Here is a 20549-nt window from a genome sequence, read left to right on the forward strand (position 1 = left end):
TCAATTCACTCCGGCGTTGAACTCGCGCAGCATGTGCTTGGCGATCTGGAGCTGGAGGATCTGGGTGGTGCCTTCGTAGATGCGATAGACGCGCGCATCGCGGAAGAAGCGCTCCGCCTCATATTCGGCGAGATAGCCGGCACCGCCATAGACCTGCACCACGCGATCGACGATCCGGCCGCATGCCTCGGAGGCGAAGACCTTGGCGGCGGCGGCCTTGCGCAGCACGTTCTCGCCAGCGTCCGCGCGGCGCGCCGCGTCTTCCAGCATCGTCGTCGCGGCGTAGATCTCGATATCGCTGTCGGCCAGCATCTGCTGGATCAGCTGGAAATTCGCGATCGGCTCGCCGAACGCCTTGCGCTCGTTGGCGTAACGGAGCGCCGAATCGAGCGCGCGCTGGGCATAGCCGATCGAGGCGGCGGCGACCGAGAGGCGGCCGTTGTCGAGGCTCTTCATCGCGGTGATGAAGCCCTTGCCTTCCTCGCCGCCGAGCAACGCGTCCGCGGGCAGGTGCACGTCCTCGAGGATGATGTCGGCGATGTGGCTCGCAGCCTGGCCCATCTTCTTGTCGGACTTGCCGACGCTGACGCCCGGTGTGTTCATCGGGACGATGAAGGCCGAGACGTGCGCGTTCTTCGGCAGCGGCTCCTTCGAGGTGCGCGCCATGATCAGCGCCACCTCCGCCTGCGGCGCGTTGGTGATGTAGCGCTTCGTGCCGTTCAGCACCCAGCCGCCATCGCTGCTGCGGACCGCCATCGTCTGCATGCCGGCTGAATCGCTGCCGGAGCCTGGCTCGGTCAGGCCGAAGGAGGTGATCGTGCCGGCGGCGAGCTTGGGCAGCCATTCCTGCCGCTGCGCCTCGGTCGCGCCGTTCTTCATAGCCGAGGTGAACATGCCGATCGTGATCGAGATGATCGAGCGGAAGCACGGCATGGCATAGGCCAGTTCGCGGATCGTGCGCGTGTACTGGGAGATGTTCATCCCCGCGCCGCCATATTCCTCCGGGATGGTGATGCCGAACAGGCCCATCTCGCGCAGCTCGTCGATGATCTCGGGCGGGATGCAGTCGCTCTCGATGATGTCGCGTTCGGCCGGGATCAGCCGATCACGCACGTAGCGGCGCAGCTGATCGATGAACTGTTCGAACGTCTCGGCATCCATGCCGGGGTTGAGATTGGACATGGGCAGTGGCCTCAGATCGGATCGTAGGGGAAGACGTGGGCGGAGACTTCGTCGGCGCGGGCGAAGCTCGGGCGGAAGGAGGGGATCAGCTCGTCGGCGATCGACTGCGGCGTCCAGCCTTCCAGCTTCGTCATCGAGCGGATCGGGCGCGGCTTGGAGAAGAGCACGATCTCGTTTTTGCGCACCGCGAAGATCTGGTTGCTGACGTCCTTCGACAGATCGGAGGCGAGGAACGCGACCAGTGGCGCGATCTTGTCGGCGCTCATCGTCTGGAGGCGGGCGACACGCTCCTTGGCTTCGGGAGTTTCGGCCGGGATCGAGGCGGTCATGCGGCTCCACGCGAACGGCGCGATGCAGTTCGAGCGGACGCCGGCGCGCGCCATGTCGAGCGCGATTGACTGGGACAGGCCGATGATGCCGGCCTTAGCGGCGGAGTAATTCGCCTGACCGATGTTACCGATCAGGCCGCTCGTCGAGGTGAAGTGGACGAAGCTGCCGGACTGCTGCTCGCGGAAATAGGGCGTGGCCGCCTTGGAGACGTTGAACGCGCCGTTGAGGTGAACGTCGATCACCGCGCGCCAATCCTCGTGGCTCATCTTGTGCCAGATCGAATCGCGCAGGATGCCGGCGTTGTTCACCACCGCGTCGATGCGGCCGAAATGCTTCACCGCATCCTCGACGATGGTGGCGGCTGCGGCGGGATCGGCGACGCTGGCGAGATTGGCGACGGCCTTGCCGCCCGCGGCGACGATGTCCGACGCGGTCTGTTCGGCAGGGCCCGGTTCGCCGCCTTCGCCGCCACCGCCGACGCCCGGATCGTTGATCACGACCGACGCGCCTTCGCGGGCGCAGAGCAAGGCGATCTCACGCCCGATGCCGCGCCCGGCGCCAGTCACCGCGACGACCTTGCCCTCGAGAATACCCGCCATTCCGCTCTCCTTGAACTGCGGATGCACGGGTTACGGCGCGCCAGCGCTCATTTCAAGGTGGCGCATTGCGGTTTCAGTCTGATGAAGACTAGAAGGTCGATATGGGTTCTCCGGTGCCGTCTGTCGTTCAGGCTTTCGCGATCATGCGCGCGCTGGCGAATGGTCGCGCCTTGACGCTGTCAGAGATCGCGCAGACCTGCGGCATCAGCCCATCGAGTTGCCTTGGCCTTCTGCGAACGCTGGTGGGGGAAGGGGTGCTCTCGCTTGGCGAGGGCAAACGCTATGCCTTGGCGGCGCCATGGTCGGAGCTGGCGGCGGGTGACCTTGACCGTGCAACACGGCTCGTTGCCCGCGCGCGGCCGCTTCTCGAGCGAGCGGCGCGGACATGGGGGGCACCGGTCGGCCTGTGGCGCGTGACAGGGCGCGATCGCCTGCAACTGGTAGCATTGGGCCAGAGCGTCGCTGCCACCCGCATTCACATGGAAGAGGGGCAGCGCCAGCCGATCGGCAGTGGTGCCGTTGGCCGGGCACTCGCGGCAGGGCAGCGCGTGAGCCGCGACGAGCTTGCGCGTCGGTTCGCCGCCGTGCGCTGGCAGCGACCTATCAGCTTCGATGACTATGTGGACGAAGTTCATCAGGCGGTGGCGCAAGGGTTTGGCGTGGACGACGGCTTCAGCTACGCCGGGATCGCCTCGATAGCCGTTTGCCTGCCGGACGAAACACATTCGCTGTGCGTCTCGGCTTCCGTATTCGCCGGCTCGATCACTGACCAGGAATTCGCCGATGTCGCCCGGGGGCTTGTGGAGCTTGCCGACGAGATCGCCGCGCTCGACCAGAAGCAATCTTCGCCGATCAGAAAGGTCCGATCATGATTCCCGCCGCTCGCGACGACTTTCCCGAGATCCGTGATGCTGTTCGTGCGCTCGTTCGCGAGTTCGGTGACAGCTACTTTCGCGAAGTAGACGAGGCACGTGCCTATCCCGAGAGCTTTGTTGAGGCGCTGACCAAGGCAGGCTGGATGGCGGCGCTGATCCCGGAAAGCTACGGCGGGGCAGGGCTCGGCCTGACCGAGGCCTCGATCATCATGGAAGAGATCAACCGCGCGGGCGGCAATTCGGGCGCGTGTCACGGGCAGATGTACAACATGAACACGCTGCTGCGGCATGGTTCGGAGGAGCAGAAGCGGCGCTTCCTGCCGGATATCGCGAGCGGTGCGCTTCGCCTTCAGTCCATGGCGGTGACGGAGCCCACCACGGGCACCAACACGACCGAGCTAAAGACGCGAGCCGAGCGGCGCGGCGACAAATATGTCGTGAACGGCCAGAAAGTCTGGATCAGCCGCATCCAGCATTCGGACCTGATGATCCTGCTGGCGAGAACTACCCCGCTCGAAGAGGTGAAGAAGAAGGCGGACGGGCTTTCGATCTTCCTGGTCGATCTTCAGGCGGCGATCGGGAACGGCATGGAGATCCGGCCGATCCGCAACATGGTGAACCACGAGACAAACGAAGTGTTCTTCGACGATCTGGCGTTGCCGGCGGACTGCCTGATTGGCGAAGAAGGTAAAGGTTTCAGGTACATCCTGGACGGACTTAATGCAGAACGTGCACTGATCGCCGCCGAGTGCATTGGCGACGGTTACTGGTTCGTGGAGCGTGCCGTTCAATATGGATCGGAGCGGATCGTCTTTGATCGGCCGATTGCGAAGAACCAGGGCGTCCAGTTCCCGATCGCCCAGGCCTATATGGAAGTGCGCGCCGCTGACCTGATGCGTTACGAGGCGTGCAGGCTGTTCGATGCGCACCAGGCGTGCGGTGCGGAGGCAAACATGGCCAAGCATCTTGCCGCGGAATCGTCCTGGAAAGCGGCCAATGCCTGCCTGCAAACGCACGGCGGGTTCGGGTTCGCGGCCGATTATGATGTGGAGCGCAAGTTCCGGGAAACGCGGCTCTATCAGGTTGCCCCGATCAGCTCGAACCTGATCCTGAGCTTCGTCAGTGAGCACGTTCTGGGCATGCCGCGCAGCTTCTGACGAGGCGCGGCGATCAGACCCGGACGGGTGCCGACACCCGCCCGGCACCGCCGAACACGCGAAGATACCGATCGATTTCCGATGGTTCTCCCGTCGCCTTCGCCGGATTATCGGAGAGCTTGACGGCGGGCCGGCCATCGACGCGGACGACCTTACACACCAGCGATAAGGGAGCGAGCGGTGCGTCTCCCTCCGGGTCGCAGCCCCTGAAGTCGTTGGTGAGGTTCGTGCCCCAGCCGAAGCTCATCCGCACACGGCCATGAAAGTGGCGATAGGTCGCTCCGATGGAATCGACGTCCATACCATCGGAGAAGATCAGCAGCTTGCCGCGGGGATCCTGGCCCTTTTCCTGCCACCAACGGATGATCTGCTCCCCCGCTTCAATTGGTGGGGCGCTGTCCGGGCGGAAGCCGGTCCAGTTCGCCACCCAGTCGGGCGCGGCTTCAAGGAACGATGCGGTGCCATAGGTATCTGGTAGTACAATCAGCAGGTTACCGGCATAATCTTCCTGCCATTCTTCGAGTACCCGGTAGGGCGCGCGCGCGAGTTCGTCATCATTGCGGGCCTGGGCGGCGGCCACCATGGGGAGTTCGTGGGCGTTGGTGCCGATCGCCTCGAGATCGGCGTCCATCGCGAGCAACACATTCGAGGTGCCGATAAATCGCGAGCCGAGCCCTTCCTTCAGCGCCTCCACGCACCAGCGTTGCCAAAGGAATCCGTGGCGCCGGCGGGTGCCGAAGTCTGACAGGGCGAGATCGGGAAGATTCTGTAATTGCTCGACCTTTGCCCAAAGCCGCGCCTTGGCACGAGCGTAGAGGACATCAAGCGCGAACCGGCCGCGGTGGCGCAGGGCGGCACGGGAGCGGAGTTCGTTGACGATCGAGAGGGCAGGGATTTCCCACATGGTGGTGGACGCCCATGGCCCGGAGAAGGTGAGTTCGAACTGGCCGTCGACCTTGTGCAACTCGTACTCAGGAAGCTGAAACTCTGCGAGCCATTTCAAGAAGTTGGGGCGGAACATTCGCTCTACGCCGTAGAAGGTGTTTCCTGCGAGCCATATCAATTCCTTCTTGGAAAACCGCAACGTTCGGGCGTGATCGAGCTGTTCCCGCAATTCCGCTTCATCGATGACGTCCGCCAATCGCACCGTGCGCGTACGATTGATCAGTGAAAAGGTAACCTGAGTGTCGGGATGGCGGGACTGAATAAGCTGCAACATCAACAGCTTATAGAAGTCGGTATCGAGGAGGCTGCGGACGATCGGATCGAGCCGGAAGCTATGGTTGTAGGTGCGCGTGGCGAGATCGGTGACCGTCATGCAGGTGGATTGCCCGAGATGCGTGCTTCGTTCCACGCAGGGCCCGAATGGCCCGCATACGAGCTGATTAACTGGCCGCCGCGCGGAGACGAACGGCCGCCGACGTTACGCGAGCGGATCAGCGCTGGCGAAAATTGGCCTGGTTCTGGAGGCGAACGGCCAGTTCGGGAAAATGATGGCTGAAGCGTGAGACGTGCACGGGCTGCGAGGCGCTGCCGTGGTGGGGCGCTGCTCACAACCGCACGAACAAGGACTGCTGTCGCGGACCAAACCAGGAGCGGCGCGCATCGCCCGCGGTTCGGCTCAGCCGGTTGGAGGGGCGGCCGGATATAGACCGCCGAGTGCGCGGACCAGATCGACGGCGATGCGCATCTGTTCGCTACGGTTCAGGATCAACGCGCGCTGCGCATCCAGAGCGGCGGTCTGGGCAGTAACGACCTCCAGATAATCCGACGCGCCGTCGCGATAGCGGGTGAGGGCAAGCTCACGGGTGCGTTCGGCAGCACGAGCGGCGGTGAGCAGGTTGACGGAACGGTTGGCGAGATGACGGCCGGTCGCCAGATCGTCCTCCACCTCGCGAAAGGCGTTGAGCACGGTCGCGCGATAGGTGGCGCTTGCCTCGTCAAACCGGCCGCGTGCCGACCGCACGGCGGCACGGCGGGCGCCGCCGTCGAACACGGAGGCGAGTGCGGAGAGCGGGCCCAGTGCCCAGAAGGTGCTCGATGCGCCCAGAATGTCGCCACGCACCGCCTGGAAGCCGCCGGCAGCGCCAAGAGTGACTTGCGGGAACAAGGCAGCGCGAGCCGCGCCGATGCCGGCGTTGGCCGCCGCGACCCTGCGCTCTGCCGCGATCACGTCCGGGCGATCGCGCAGCAACGTCGAAGGGAGGCCAACGGGTATGGTCGGGGGCAGCACATCCTGCTGAGCCGAAGGGATGGAGAAGGTGGCCGGGTTTTCGCCGATCAGAATGGCGATGGCATGTTCGTTTCGCGCCCGAGCGGCAGCAACGGTATCGAGTTCGGCGCGCGCATTGGCGAGTACGGTGGCCGCGCGGCTGACATCGAGACCGGACGCGATGCCGCCGCCGTGCCGGGTATCCGTGAGCTGATAGGCGCGCTGAAAGGCAGTGACGGTCTCGCGCAACAGCACGAGCCGGGCGTCGAGCGCTCGCATGTCGAAATAGGTGCCGGCGAGTTGCGCCTCCAGGCCGAGGCGCAGCGCAGCGGTATCGGCGTCGCTCGCCTCCGCCCGGGCGCGGGCGTCGCGGAGCTGGTTGCGGATGCGCCCGAACAGATCCAGCTCATAGGACAAAGACGCGCCGACCTGCCGTTCGGTGTAAAGCGCCGAGGAAGAGGCGAGGGGGCGTGCGGCGGAGAGGCGTTCGCGGGAAAGATCAGCGCCGGCATCGACCTGCGGTAACAAGGGCGCGCGAGCCTGGCCGACAGCGGCAAGCGCCTGCTCATAACGAGCGACCGCGCTGGCGAGATCGGGATTGTCCGACGCAACGCGGGGCATCAGCGCGGATAGCGCGGGATCGTCGAAGACCTGCCACCATTGCTGCGCCGGTCGCGCCTCGGCAGCGGCAGGCACCCAGCCGTCTACCTGCTTGAAGGCAACGGCGGCGGGTACTTCGGGACGCTGGTAATCGGGCGCCGTGGCGCAGCCGGCAAGCACAAGGCCCGGCAGCGCGACGCCGGCGAAGAGGAAAAGCTTAGCGGGAGCCATCGGTATCCGCCGCAGCGATCCGGACCTGGTCGCCATTGGCCAACGAGTCCGGCGGGCTGTCGATGACCCGATCCCGGATGGTGAGCCCGCTCGTGATCTCCACCGACTTGCCGAGATCGCGGCCAATGGCGACGTCGCGAAGCCGGGCGCGGCCATTTGCGTCCAGCACGGCGACCTGTGCCCCCTCCGGGCGGAAGATGAGCGCGCCGGGAGGCACCATCACGCCGCCCGGCGCATTCTGAATGGGGAAAGTGGCGCGGGCATAAGCGCCCGGCTTCAACGCGCGATCGCCATTCGCGGCCTGCAATTCGACCAGCACGGTGCCCGAAGTGGGGTCTACGGCACCCGCGCTGCGCGTGGTGGTCGCCGTGAAGCTTCGCCCCGGATATTCCGGCAGGCCGAGCGTAACGGGCATGCCGGGGGTTACCTGCGCGGAAAAAGCCTGAGGCACGCGGACGAGCGCACGGATCTGCTTCACGTCAGCGATGGTGAAAAGCGGCTGCGCGCTGGCGCTGCCGGCGGTGACCAGCGCCCCGATTTCCGCATTGCGGCTGATCACCACGCCATCAAAGGGGGCGCGCAGACGCGTGAAGCCGATCATGGTTTCGAGCCGGCGGACGTTGGCGGCGGCGGCCGCCGCGACCGCCGTGCGGGCGGCAAGCTCGCCGCGGCGCTCATCCGCCTCCTGCCGGGAGACCGCGTCCTTGGCGAGCATCTGGTCCCAACGGTTAGACGTGGTGGCGGCGAGGCGGCGATTGGCCTGTGCGGTTTCCAGATCGGCGCGAGCGGCCGCGAGTTGCTGCTCCACCTCCGGCGCGTCGAGCACGGCCAGTACCTGGCCCCGGCGCACCGTTTCGCCGATGTTCACCAGCCACCGCTGCACATAGCCCGAGGTGCGGGCGTAGATCGGCGCGCTGTTCAGCGCGCGAAGATCCGCCGGCAGGACAAGCTCGCCAGCGCCGGTGCCGGTTTCCGGCCGGATGACCCGGACGGTAGGGACCGCCGATTCCGCGGCAAGGGTGGTGAGGCGGCTTTCGTTGCTCATGCGGCTGACGATGCCGCCAGCGGCGACCAGCGCCAGCGCACCGACCCCGGCAGTCACTGCGACCCACCGCGAGCGGCGAGGTGCGGCGGGGGCATCAGGCATGAGAAGGCTCCATGGCATCGGATTGGGGCGCCGCTGCCTGCGTGCGGCGGTGAACGAGACTGAAGATCACGGGAACGAACATCAGCGTCGCGAAGGTGGCGACCACCAGGCCGCCGATGACCGCGCGGCCGAGCGGCGCATTCTGCTCCCCGCCTTCGCCAAGGCCCAGCGCCATCGGCAACATGCCGATGATCATGGCGAGCGCTGTCATCAGCACGGGGCGGAAGCGAGTCATTCCGGCATCCAGGGCAGCGGCGACGCCATTCCCCAGCACGGCGAGCCGTTCGCGCGCAAAGCTGACCACCAGGATCGAATTGGCGGTGGCCACGCCCATGCACATGATCGCGCCGGTCAGGGCAGGCACGGACAGCGTGGTACCAGTGACGAACAGCGTCCACACGATGCCCGCAAGCGCGCCGGGCAGGGCCGTGATGATCACGAACGGGTCCAGCCAACTCTGGAAGTTCACCACGATCAGCAGGTAGATCAGCACGATCGCGCCAAGCAGACCGAAACCGAGGCCGGTGAAGGCGTCGCGCATCGTCTGATACTGACCGCGCAGGGTGATACTGGTTCCCGGCGGCGCTTTCGCTTCCATTTCCCGGATCACGGCAAGAATGTCGGCCGATACCGCGCCGAGATCGCGGCCGCTGGTAGTGGCGAAGACGTTGGTGACCGGTTCGATATTGTAGCGGGAGACGATCGCGGGGGCGTTGCTGCGCCGGATGGTGGCGATGCCGCCGAGCACCTGGGAGGGGCGCCCCTGTGCGCTCGCCGTCACCGGGATGTTCGACAGATCGGTGAGCGAGCCGACGCGATATTCCGGCGCCTGGGCAACCACTGGATAGCTGACGCCGTTTTCGGGATTGAGGAAGAAGACGGGGGCGCTTTGCTGGGTTCCCGCGAGCGAAGCGCCGACACTGGTAGTCACGTCGCGTTCCGTTAGGCCGAACTGGCCGATGCGCGAGCGGTCCACGTCAACATTGAGCTGCGGCAGGCGGGTCGATTGCTGGATGCGCGGATCGGCAACGCCGGGGATGCGCGAGATACGGCGCAGGATCTGCTGCGCGAGATCGGCATTGGCCGCCGCATTCTTTCCGGCAATGGCAATGTCGATCGGGGCGGGGGCGCCGAAGTTCAGGATCTGGCTGGTGATGTCGGCGGGAAGGAAGGCGAAGCTGGTACCCGGATAAGCGCGAGGCAGCGCCTCCCGCAGCGCCGCCACGTAATCGGCGGTGGGCGCGTGATCGTGGCTGAGCTGGATCAGGATGTCGCCATCCTGCGCCCCGAACGTGCCGGAGTTCAGGTAGATGTTGTTAATCGAACTGGACGGCAGGCCGATGTTGTCGACCACCGAGACGAGCTCCTTCGCCGGGATGATCTGGCGAATGGTGCGCTGGATGCGGTCGAGCTGGGCGGAGGTTTCCTCGATCCGGCTGCCGACAGGCGCGCGGACGTGGATGGCGATGGAGCCGGCGTCGACGCTGGGGAAGAAGTTCTGGCCCAGGAATGGCACCAGCAGGAACGAGGCGGCGATCAGACCGAGAAAGCCGATGATGAAGGGACGGGGCGCGGCCAGCACGTTGCCCAGCATCGCGCCGTAGCCGCTGCGCAGCCGCTCGAACCGGGCCTCGAACGCGCGCTGAAAACGAACCAGCGGGTTGCGGCTGCCCGGCGTACCCGCCTCGTGAATGTGGCCGGGCGCGTGCGGCTTCAGCAGATAGGCGGCGAGCGTCGGTACCAGTGTGCGTGACAGGATGAACGAGCCGACCATCGCGAACACGACCGACAGCGCCATCGGCACGAAGAGAAAGCCGGCGACACCGGGCAGGAAGAACATCGGCACGAACACGATGCAGATGCAGAGCAACGCGACAAAGGCGGGCGCCACGATCTGCTGCGCACCGTCGAGGATCGCCTGCTGCACCGGCTTTCCCTGCTCCAGGTGCCAATTGATGTTCTCGATCGTGACGGTCGCATCGTCGACAAGGATGCCGACGGCGAGCGCAAGGCCGCCCAGCGTCATCACGTTCAGCGTGTTGCCGGTAAGCGCGAGGCCGATGATCGCGAAGAGAATGGCGAGCGGGATCGAGATGGCGATGATCACGGTGGAGCGCCACGAGCCGAGGAAGAGCAGGATCATGGCGGAGGTGAGGGCGGCGGCGATCGCGCCTTCGACCACGACGCCCATCACTGCGGCGCGGACGAAGATCGACTGATCGGCAAGCTCAATGACCTTTACGGCGTCGGGCAGCGTCTTTTGCACCTGCGCGACTTTGCGCTTGATCCCCTCCACGATGTCGAGCGTGGAGGTGGCGCCGTTCTTCATCACCGTCATCAGCACAGACCGGCCACCATCGACGTGAACGACGTTGGTCTGAACCGCGGCGCCGTCGCGGACATTGGCGACATCGCGCAGGTAGATGGTGGCACCATTGATGGTGCGCACGGGGATGTTGTTCAGCTCCTCGACCGAGCGCGGCGCGTTGTTCAGCCGGACGGCATATTGCAGCGTGCCGATCTTCACGAAGCCGACCGGATTGATCTGGTTCTGCGCCGCGATGGCATTGGCGACGTCCTGCGCGGACAGGCCCTTCGACTGGAGCGCCTGCGGATCGAGGTCGATCTGGATCTGCCGCTGGCGCCCGCCGGCGGGAAGCGGGACGGCGGCGCCGGGCACGGTGACGAGCGGCGGGCGAAGCTGGTTCTGCGCCAGGTCGAACAGCTGCGCCTCCGACATCCCGCGGCCTTGCAGCGCCAACTGCAGGATCGGCACGGTCGACGCGCTGTAGTTCACGATCATCGGCGGGGTAACGCCGGGTGGCATCTGGCGCAGCATCGTTTGCGACACAGACGTGACCTGCGCGGTTGCCGTGCGGACGTCGGCGCCGGGCTGAAGAAAAATCTTCACCACGCCCATGCCCTGCATGGACTGGCTCTCGACGTGATCGATGTCGTTGACGGTGGTGGTGAGCGTCCGTTCAAACGGAACGAGCATCCGGCCCGCCATCTCTTCGGGCGGAAGGCCGGCATATTGCCACGCCGTTGCGATCACCGGTACGCGGATCTCGGGGAAGATGTCGACCGGCGTCCGCACTGCCGCCAGCAAGCCCAGGATGGCGATGAGGATCGCCATGACGATGAAGGTGAGCGGACGGGACAGCGCAACGCGAACGATGCCGATCATGTGCACGCCCCCGAATGATCGTTTTGTTGAACGGAAGGAGCGCCGGGCGCCTCCCGCTTTGCAGCATAGCGGCACGAAGTTTCGGTGTTCAAGCCAAATAGGTCAGCAATGCTGATCTTTCTTGGCGGCTGCCTCATCGCCGCGAGCGCCGTCGCGTCGGCGATACGCCCGTGTACCGGCCCGGCCGGTGCCAGAGGTACACGACCGAGGCCATCATCAGCGCGCTGACCGCCGACCAGAGCAGGCGATCGGGTTGCAGGTAGATGCCAGCCGCAGCCAGCACCAGCGCGTCGATGGCGATCTGCGTCCGGCCGGCGTTCCAGCCACGGGCGTTCTGCAGCCACAAGGTGACCACGCCGACGCCGCCGACACCCGCGCCGTGACGCGCCAGCGCCAACGTCCCCATGCCAAGCAGGGTGCCGCCGGCCACTGCGGCCACCGCTGGATTGCCACTGGCGATCCTGGTGGTCGCGTCGATCACCACCGACATGCCAGCGATGCCCAGGCTGACCAGGATCGTGCGCGCGGTGAACCAGCTGCCCATCACCCGCGCCGCCAGGATGAAGAAGGGCAGGTTGAGGATGGCGAACAGCACGCCCGGGCTGACCGAGACGAAACGGGAGATCAGCAGCGCGAGGCCGGCCGTGCCGCCCGTCACCAGATGCGCGGCGCGAAGCATCGCCAGACCGACCGCGATCAGGATGCAGCCGATGCATAACGCGTAAGCGTCCTCGAAACTGGTGTGTGAGGTAGTGGCCGGACCGTTGGCGACAGGCTGTTTTGGCATCAGGATCCCGATTGGTGACCGGCATCCTCCCCAGTAGCAATCGTGCGCCTGTGTCTATCTGTGCCGCAACGGGAAAGCGGCGCCGGGGCGATGAACCCCGGCGCCGCCGCAGGCTCACTTGTCCGCGAGCATTTCCCCGTTCGCCTTGTAGACCTTGCCGCCCTTCATCACGAAGCGGACCGATTGCAGGATCTTGATATCCTGCAGCGGATCGCCTTCCACCGCAACAATATCGGCATATCGTCCCTTCTGGATGGAGCCGACCTCGCCGCTCTTGCCCAGCAGCTCCGCCGCATTGCGGGTGCCCATCATGATCGCATCCATCGGCTTGACGCCGGCAGTGACGAGATATTCGAACTCCTTCGCATTCTCGCCATGCGGACGCCAGCCGAGCTGATCGGTGCCAAGCGCCATCTTCACGCCGGCGCGGTAGGCACCGAGCGCATTCTGGGTCATCGTCGGCGTGACCGCGATCGCCTTTCCGGCAACGGTCGGCGGCAGCTTGTCCGGCGTCGCCTTCGCCACGTCATAGATTTCGCGACCGGCGAACAGGGTCGGCACCATGAACGTGCCGCGCTCCTTCATCAGGCGGTAGGTTTCGTCGTCGGCATAGGTGCCGTGCTCGATCGAATCCACGCCGGCACGGATCGCCGCGTCAACGCCGGCCTTGCCATGGGCGTGGCTTGCCACCTTCATGCCCAGCGAGTGAGCGGTGGTGACGATCGCCTTCAGCTCATCGTCGTTCAGCAGCTGAAGCGTGGGATCGTCACCGACGCTGGCGACGCCGCCGGACGAGTGGATCTTGATCACCTGTGCGCCGCGCTTGCGCAGTTCGCGCACGGCACGCATCGCCTCGCTTGGGCCGTCGATGACGGTCATCTTCCACTGATCATGGCGATCCCAGGCGGGATCAATGCCGTTGGACGGATCGGAGTGACCGCCCGTCGGGCTGATCGCCGGGCCGGAGATGGTGAGGCGGGGGCCGGGGACAAGCCCTTCGTTGATCGCGCCCTGAAGCGCGGTGAGCACTTCGATGTTGCCGCCAAGATCGCGAACGGAGGTGAAGCCGCCCTTCAGGATTTCCCGCACGTTCCAGACCGACTGCATGCCCTGCTGCGCCGCAGTGCCGCGCAGGCGATCACGACGCGAACCGCCGCCGGTGATGTGATCGTGAACGTCGATGAAGCCCGGCATGACCGTGCTGTTCGACAGGTCGATTACCTCGGCGCCGGCCGGACCGGGCACGAAGCCGTTCTCGACGCTAACGATGCGGTCGTCCTTGATGACGATGCTGGCCTGACGGCGCGGCGTGTTGCCGACCGCGTCGATCAGCGTTCCGGCGTGAATTACCACATCCTTTGCATAGGCCGGCACGGCCTGAAGCGCAGCAAGCGCCGCGCCTGCCGCCAGAAGCTTCTTTCGCATGTAACCCCCCTGTTCACGTCTGATCTGCGCTGTCTCCGGCAGTCGTCGGCCGAGCAACTGTCATTGCCGTGAAATACGATCACGGAACCATCACTGACGCAATACCAAAGTGGCCGGTATTTACCGGTCAATTTAGACCATTAATCATGCATCAAAGCTATAGCTTGGTGCAAAGCATCTACGCTGTCGATGGTGGCTGGCATTGATGGTCGTTTGGGTCGGCGACGGCCGGCTGTGCCCTCCAACCTGTCGGGAGATTCCGAGAAGGAGGTCAGGGGGCGGGATCACGTCACTTTCGCGGTACGACGCAGCACCGTCTTCAGCACGAAGCTGGAGTTGATTCGCGACAGCATCGGGATGCGGGAGAGAGTGCCCAGCATCACTTGATAATGTTCGAGGTCGTTGACGACAACGCGGAGCAGATAATCATAATCCCCGGTCATCTGGTAACAATCGGTGACTTCCTCAACATCCCGAATGCTACGTTCAAATATTGTCAGCGCCTCATCCGACTGACGATCGAGGGTTACGGAGATCATCGCCTCAATAGCGCCGCTCAAAATACGTTCGTTCAGGCGGGTCGTGTACCCGAGGATGTATCCTTCACCTTCCAGGCGACGCACACGACGGAGCGTTGGTGTCAGGGAAAGGCCAATTTCATCGGCGAGTTCGCGCCAGGATATGCGGCCGTTCGCCGTCAGTATCTGAAGAATGCGGGTGTCGAATGCGTCCAATTTTGATTTTGTTGTCATGTGCCCCCCCAAACACCGCTTCTTCAAGCGAATGGCGAGGTTTGCACAGTCGGGGCGCGGCTGCAATTTTTCAGGATGAACGCGCGGGATCTCGGCACTGAATGCGCGCGCGGACGCGGTGTGCGCCTGGGGACGGATCGCCTGGGTCAGATAGTATCAATCGTTAGCATCGCTGATTATGGTTCAAGATAGTCGACTAAAACCGCTTCGTGGAACAAACATTCCAAAAGGTGATACAAACCGCATGAAAATTAGGATTGCCATCCTTGTGGCAACACACTTTTATAGTTTGAAAGGACGGCGGCGGGATCGTCCGGGGGATATGGGAGCCTCAGGTTAGTTCCAAACGCGCCGTCCATTGAGTTGGATTGCGGGGCGGGAACGGCCTGCTTCCAAAATGAGGGGGCGTATAAATGAGGGTGGGATCAGCGCGGGCCTTGCGTGGCGGACGATTGTTGCTTGGTGTCTCGATGCTGGCGGCGGCGACAAGCGCGCTTGCCCAGGAAGCGAGCGGGGTTCCTGCGCAAACGCAGACCCAATCGCCGTCCGAAGTGGCGGGTGGCAGTGCCCCAGCGCTGCCCGAGGATGACAGCAATCCGGGCGAGATCGTCGTCACCGCGCTGAAACGGGCCACCAGCATCCAGCAGACCCCGCTCGCCATTTCTGCCGTGACGGCGGAATCTCTCGTGGCGCAGGGGATCACGGATTCCCAGCAGCTGACGCGGACAACGCCGAACCTCATCATCAACGAAAGCGCGAATGGTGGCAGCCGCGTCATCATCCGCAATCTCTACGCATCCGGCGAGCCGCTGGTCGGCCTGTATTATGACGAAACGCCGATCACCGGCACCAGCGGCGTCAGCAACGACGCCGGCGGGACGCAGCCCGGCATCCGCCTGTTCGACGTGGAGCGCGCCGAGGTGCTGCGCGGCCCGCAGGGCACGCTGTACGGCGCCAGCTCGATGGGCGGCACGATCCGCCTCATCTTCAACAAGCCCGACCTCAACGACTTCGAAGGCGCCGTGAATGGTCAGCTGACCACGGTGAAGCACGGCAGCGGCGTTGGCACGAACCTGGACGGCATGATCAACGTGCCGCTGATCGATGACGTGCTGGCCGTTCGCGCCGTGGCATTCTGGGATCGGACGGCTGGCTATATCGACAATTCCGTCCTTGGGCTGAAAGACTTCAACAAGAACCGCACCTATGGCGGGCGGTTGATGGTGCGTTTCCGCCCGGCGGAGAACCTGACGATCGACGGCCTGGCGGTGTATCAGGACCGCAACAGCTTCAGCCCGACGTGGAACCAGACCCGCTATGAGCTATATGGCGACAAGTTCGACCAGGATCTGCGTATCCAGACGCCGCAGTCGGACACGTTCGAGCTTTATAGCGGAACGCTGAACTGGGACTTCCAGTTCGCGACGCTGACCGCGATTGCGTCGTATTCGAAGCGCGATCTGGCGTTCAACTTCGACTATTCGCCCTATTTCTCCCGCTACTGGACGGGCGCAACGGCGCCGACCAGCGTGCCGGGCTACGCCAACTTCCTCAACGATTGTAACGCGGGCAATGTCGCCGGCGTCACCTCGTGCAGCCGTGAGGAATATCAGCGCTTCGTCACGCAATGGGGCATCCTGTCGGCGTATCAGCCGCAATCGACCAAGACGACGACGCAGGAGATCCGGCTTGCCGATGCACAGCATGCGGTGAAGTGGACGGTCGGCTTCTTCCACAGCAATCGCGACAATCATACGCAGAGCCTGCTGAACACGGTCGACCCGGCAACGGGGCTGCAATATTTCCCGGCCGGCTATCAGGCGAACCCATATGGCTTCGCGTCGCGGACCCATCTCGATCGCACCATCGACGACACGTTGAAGCAAATCGCCTTCTTCGGCGAAGCGGCGTGGGACGTGAACGACAAGCTGGAGCTGAGCGTCGGCGGCCGCTGGTTCGAATATAAGAAGGTGACGGGCGCCGAGGTGGTCATCCCCAACTATGTCGCCGGCAACGTGCGGCTGCCGTATTCGGAGCTGTCGGGCAAGGAAAGCGGCACGCTGCTGAAGTTCAACGCCAGCTACAAGTTCAATCGCGACGTGATGGTCTATGGTCTTGCGTCGCAGGGTTATCGCCCGGGCGGTGTGAACCAGACGCTTGGCCTGCCGAGCTATGCCACGACGTACGATTCCGACCAGCTGTGGAATTATGAGCTTGGTCTCAAGAGCTCGCTGTTCAATCGCAAGGTGACGTTCAACGTCGACGTGTTCCAGATGGATTGGAGCAACGTGCAGATTTCCGCCTCGTACCAGGGCGCGTTCAGCTTCATCACCAATACGCCCAGCAAGACCCGCATCCGCGGCGTGGAATTGGACACGGCTTACTATCCGCTGGACGGCCTCGCGCTGCGGGCGTCGGGTAGCTACACCTCGGCGAAGCTGCAAGGTAACGTCTCTTTGCCGTCGGGCATCAACCTGTGCACCGGAACGCCGCCCTATGTCGGTTGCGCGGTGCTGGCGGGCATCGGGAAGAAGGGCAACACGGTGCCTTATTCGCCTGAGTGGACCGCGCAGGCGTCGGCCGACTACACCCAGCCGCTGGGAGGCGACCTGGAGCTCTATTACCACGGCAACGTGAGCTACCGCAGCGCGGCGTGGACGGTGTACGACCGGACGGCGGCAAACATCACGCCAGAGGGCATGCGCCTGCCGGGCTTTGCCACGGTCGGCCTGCGGTTCGGCATCCAGAACGGCGACAGCTGGGGCGTCTATGCCTTCGCCAATAACCTGTTCGACGTGGTTGGCGCGGTCGGCAAGTCGACCAGCGCGACCAGCTCCACGCTGCGCCCGGTGGTGGACAATGGCGTGACCTATCCCAGCATCTACCTGACGGCGAGCGCGCCGCGGGTCATCGGCATCAGCGCGCGCACGCGCTTCTGACGATGTGCCGGCGGCAGCCCGTCGCTGCCGCCCGACACCAATAAAGAACGTAACAAATGGGGGGCATGATGGGGCTGCGGCTGTTCAATCAGGGGCGGGTGCGTCCGGCGACCGGCAACGTGAGGAAGCGGGCCGGGATAGCGGTCCGCGCGGGGGCGCTGGCGGCGACGATGCTGGGCGGGGCGGTCGCCATCGCCCAGACCGTACCGGCACCGGCACCGGCACCGGCTCCATCCGCGCCGCGCCTGCCATCCGCTGCCCAGCCGCTGACCCAGCCACAGGACGCCGAATACGGCCGGCTGATCGACCAGCATCTGGTGGACAAGAGGTTCACCACCGAACTGGTGGACCACATGCCGCTGTCCGACACGGTGCCCTCGCCGCTGAAGTTCTTCGGCCGGATCCCCGGCACGCCCGGCGAACTGACCTATGCCGCGGACATCCATCGTTATTACCGCGAGTTGGCGCGCACGTCGAAGCGCGTGAAGTACATGACGCTGGGCACCACCGAAGAAGGGCGCGAGCAGGTGGTCCTCGCCATCGCCGACGAGGCGACGTTGGCCTCGCTGGACGAGCACAAGGCGAAGCTGGCTGCGCTTGGCGATCCGCGGCGCACCGATGCGCGCCAAGCGGCCGAGATCATCAAGACGGCCAAGCCGATCTACTGGGTGACGAGCGGCATCCACTCGCCGGAAACGGGCGGTCCAGAAATGCTGATCGAGCTGGCCTACCGGCTGGCCGTGGAGGACACGCCCTTCATTCGCGACATCCGCGAAAAGATGATCACCTTCATCACCCCGGTCGTCGAAGTCGACGGGCGCGAGAAGATGGTCGACACTTATTATTACGGCAAGAAGACCGGCAAGCCCAAGCCGCCGCTGGTTTATTGGGGCAAATATGTTGCGCATGACAACAACCGCGACGGCCTGGGCCAGTATCTGAAGCTGACCCAGAACATCACCAACGGCTTGCTCGATTGGCATCCGACGGTGCTGCACGACCTGCACGAAGCACAATCCTATCTCTACACCTCGACGGGAACGGGGCCGTACAATCCGTCGCTGGATCCGATCCAGTCGAACGAATGGTGGCTGCTGGCCGAAACCGAAGTGCTGGAGATGACGAAGCGCGGGGTTCCGGGCGTCTGGACCTATGGCTTCTACGACGGCTGGGTGCCCAACTATCTGTTCTGGATCGCGCATACGCACAACAGCTTTGGCCGCTTCTACGAAGTGCAAAGCTATGGCCCCGACATTCAGAACGACCTGAAGCTTGCGTCGACCGTGACCAGCAAGGAATGGTATCGCCCCAATCCGCCGCTGCCGTCGGTGAACTGGGGGCCGCGCAACAACACCAACATCCAGCAGTCGGCCTTGCTGATCGCGATGAACCGCGTCGCCAATGACGGCGCGCAGTATCTCGAAAACTACTGGACCAAGAGCCGCAACGCGATCGAGACCGGGCAGCGGACTGGCGAGATCAATGCGTGGGTCGTGCCGGCGCAGCAGCATGCGCCGAAGAACGCGGCGGACATGGTGAACATGCTGCGCAAGCAGGGCGTGGAGGTTACCACCGCCACCCAGGCGTTCACGGCCGGCGGGGTATCGGTGGCGCCGGGCGATTACGTGATCCGCGCGGACCAGCCGTATCGCACGCTGCTGGACATGTATCTGAGCGTGCAGACCTATCCGACCAGCAACCCGCGCCCGTATGACGACACCGGCTGGACGATGCAGTATATGCACAACGTCGAGTTGAAGACGATAAAGGACACGGCCGTCTTCTCCCAGCAGCTCGCGCCGGTAACGGCGGACGTCTCGCCGCGGGGTGGGGTGAGCGGCGAAGGATCAACAATCGTCTTCAACCACAATGGCGACAATGCGCTGGTGTCGCTGCGCTTCAAGCTGAAGGGGCAGCGCATGCTGGCGGCCGAGGCGCCGTTCGAGATCAATGGCAAGCGTTATGCCGCGGGCAGCTTCATCCTGCCGTCGGCCAACCGCGCCACTGTTGCCGCAATAGCCGAGGCGCTGGGCGTGCAGGGCGAGGCGGTGTCAGGCGTGCCGAATGTCGCCACCCATATGCTGACCGCGCCGCGCATCGGCTATGTCCATTCATGGCTGCGCACGCAGGACGAGGGATGGTGGCGCGCCGCGCTGGACCATTACGGCATCCCATACGATTATTTCGCGGACACCACGCTGAAGGCGCAGAACCTGCGCGGCAAATATGACGTGCTGATCTATCCCACCGTCGCGAACAACGCCAAGGACCAGTTCGTCGGCGTGCCGATGAACGGCAGCGACAAGATCCCGTACAAGAAGTCGGCGCTGACCCCGAACCTTGGCGCGCTGGATTCCGCCGAGGACATTCGCGGCGGTATCGGCGGCGCCGGCCTGGACGCGCTGAAGCGGTTCGTGGCCGAGGGCGGCACGCTGATCGGCGATGGATCCACCGTGGAGATGCTGGCGGAGTTCGGGGTCGCGCCGAACGTGTCGGTCAGCAAGCCGTCGGAGCTATACAACAAAGGTGCGATCATGCGCGGCATGATTGCCGACCAGAGCAGCCCGATCGTCTACGGCTATGACGGCAAGCAGCTGCCGATCTACTTCTCGCAGTCGCCGGTGCTGAACGTGTCGCGCGGCGGCGGCCGGATGGGGTATTTCGACCCCAACGGCCCGGGGGTGAAGCTGGCCCAGAACACGACGCCCAATGCCGCGCCTGCGCCTGTGTCGCCATGGCCGGGGGCAGAAGCGGCGGCCGCGTCGGCGCCGAAGAACGAGGTCGATCCGAGCAGCCCGTTTGGGTCACGCGAGCCGGCGTCACGTTCCAGTGGTGCAGAGCCAACGCAGTTGCCGCGCGTGGTGATGAACTTCCCCGCGAAAGCGAACGACATCCTGTTGAGCGGGATGCTGAGTGGCGGGGAGGCGCTGACCGGCAAGCCGCTGGTCGTCGACGTGCCGCACGGGCGGGGCCACATGGTGCTGTTTGCGCTGCGGCCGTTCTGGCGGTGGCAGACGCAGGGCAGCTACATGCTCGGCTTCAACGCCATCCTGAACTGGGATCACCTGAGCGCCGGCGCGCCTGCCGGTGCGGGAACGGACTGAAACTTCAACACAGGCGAGGGGT

The 20549-nt window shown here is 64.6% G+C and carries 13 protein-coding genes; 4 read left to right on the forward strand and 9 right to left on the reverse strand.

Annotated elements, in window-relative coordinates; all coding sequences use genetic code 11:
- Together LQ954_RS03970 and LQ954_RS03975 are read right to left on the reverse strand one after the other, a co-directional pair.
- Entirely contained in the window at positions 1 to 1182 is a 1182-nt protein-coding gene (locus tag LQ954_RS03970) for an acyl-CoA dehydrogenase family protein (protein WP_231022083.1), read from the reverse strand.
- 11 nt (positions 1183 to 1193) lie between these two features.
- Complete coding sequence (locus LQ954_RS03975; RefSeq protein WP_231022084.1) at positions 1194 to 2111, reverse strand: SDR family NAD(P)-dependent oxidoreductase; 918 nt, start codon at positions 2109 to 2111, stop codon at positions 1194 to 1196.
- Between the two features lie 101 nt (positions 2112 to 2212).
- Here LQ954_RS03975 and LQ954_RS03980 point away from each other — a divergent pair, with 101 nt between their 5' ends.
- The gene (locus LQ954_RS03980) at positions 2213 to 2983 is read left to right on the forward strand and encodes an IclR family transcriptional regulator (RefSeq protein ID WP_231022085.1); all 771 of its coding nucleotides are present in this window, start codon (positions 2213 to 2215) and stop codon (positions 2981 to 2983) included.
- Entirely contained in the window at positions 2980 to 4143 is a 1164-nt protein-coding gene (locus tag LQ954_RS03985) for an acyl-CoA dehydrogenase family protein (RefSeq protein ID WP_231022086.1), read from the forward strand. Before LQ954_RS03980 ends, LQ954_RS03985 begins: the two co-directional genes overlap by 4 nt.
- A gap of 13 nt (positions 4144 to 4156) precedes the next feature.
- Here the strand turns inward: LQ954_RS03985 and pncB are convergent, their stop codons facing one another.
- From pncB to LQ954_RS04020, 7 genes are all read right to left on the reverse strand, one after another.
- Entirely contained in the window at positions 4157 to 5461 is a 1305-nt protein-coding gene (pncB, locus tag LQ954_RS03990; protein ID WP_231022087.1) for a nicotinate phosphoribosyltransferase, read from the reverse strand.
- 303 nt (positions 5462 to 5764) lie between these two features.
- Positions 5765 to 7186, reverse strand: a complete 1422-nt coding sequence (locus tag LQ954_RS03995) for an efflux transporter outer membrane subunit (RefSeq protein WP_231022088.1) — start codon at positions 7184 to 7186, stop codon at positions 5765 to 5767.
- Entirely contained in the window at positions 7173 to 8333 is a 1161-nt protein-coding gene (locus LQ954_RS04000; protein ID WP_231022089.1) for an efflux RND transporter periplasmic adaptor subunit, read from the reverse strand. The genes LQ954_RS03995 and LQ954_RS04000 overlap by 14 nt, the downstream gene beginning before the upstream one ends.
- A complete protein-coding gene (locus LQ954_RS04005) occupies positions 8326 to 11520 on the reverse strand; it encodes an efflux RND transporter permease subunit (RefSeq protein WP_231022090.1) in 3195 nt (1064 codons plus the stop codon). Before LQ954_RS04005 ends, LQ954_RS04000 begins: the two co-directional genes overlap by 8 nt.
- Before the next feature lie 133 nt (positions 11521 to 11653).
- A complete protein-coding gene (locus tag LQ954_RS04010) occupies positions 11654 to 12307 on the reverse strand; it encodes a YitT family protein (RefSeq protein WP_231022091.1) in 654 nt (217 codons plus the stop codon).
- A gap of 114 nt (positions 12308 to 12421) precedes the next feature.
- Positions 12422 to 13732, reverse strand: a complete 1311-nt coding sequence (locus LQ954_RS04015) for a metal-dependent hydrolase family protein (RefSeq protein WP_227770741.1) — start codon at positions 13730 to 13732, stop codon at positions 12422 to 12424.
- Positions 13733 to 14016: 284 nt separating this feature from the next.
- Positions 14017 to 14466, reverse strand: a complete 450-nt coding sequence (locus LQ954_RS04020) for an Lrp/AsnC family transcriptional regulator (protein ID WP_231022092.1) — start codon at positions 14464 to 14466, stop codon at positions 14017 to 14019.
- A gap of 431 nt (positions 14467 to 14897) precedes the next feature.
- Between LQ954_RS04020 and LQ954_RS04025 the strand changes: the two genes are divergently transcribed.
- Entirely contained in the window at positions 14898 to 17423 is a 2526-nt protein-coding gene (locus LQ954_RS04025) for a TonB-dependent receptor (protein ID WP_231022093.1), read from the forward strand.
- A gap of 56 nt (positions 17424 to 17479) precedes the next feature.
- Positions 17480 to 20527, forward strand: coding sequence for a M14 family zinc carboxypeptidase (locus LQ954_RS04030; RefSeq protein WP_231022094.1), 3048 nt, complete (start codon positions 17480 to 17482; stop codon positions 20525 to 20527).
- Positions 20528 to 20549 lie beyond the last annotated feature (22 nt).

The sequence above is a fragment of the Sphingomonas sp. IC-11 genome (genome assembly GCF_021043365.1).
GTDB lineage: Bacteria > Pseudomonadota > Alphaproteobacteria > Sphingomonadales > Sphingomonadaceae > Sphingomonas.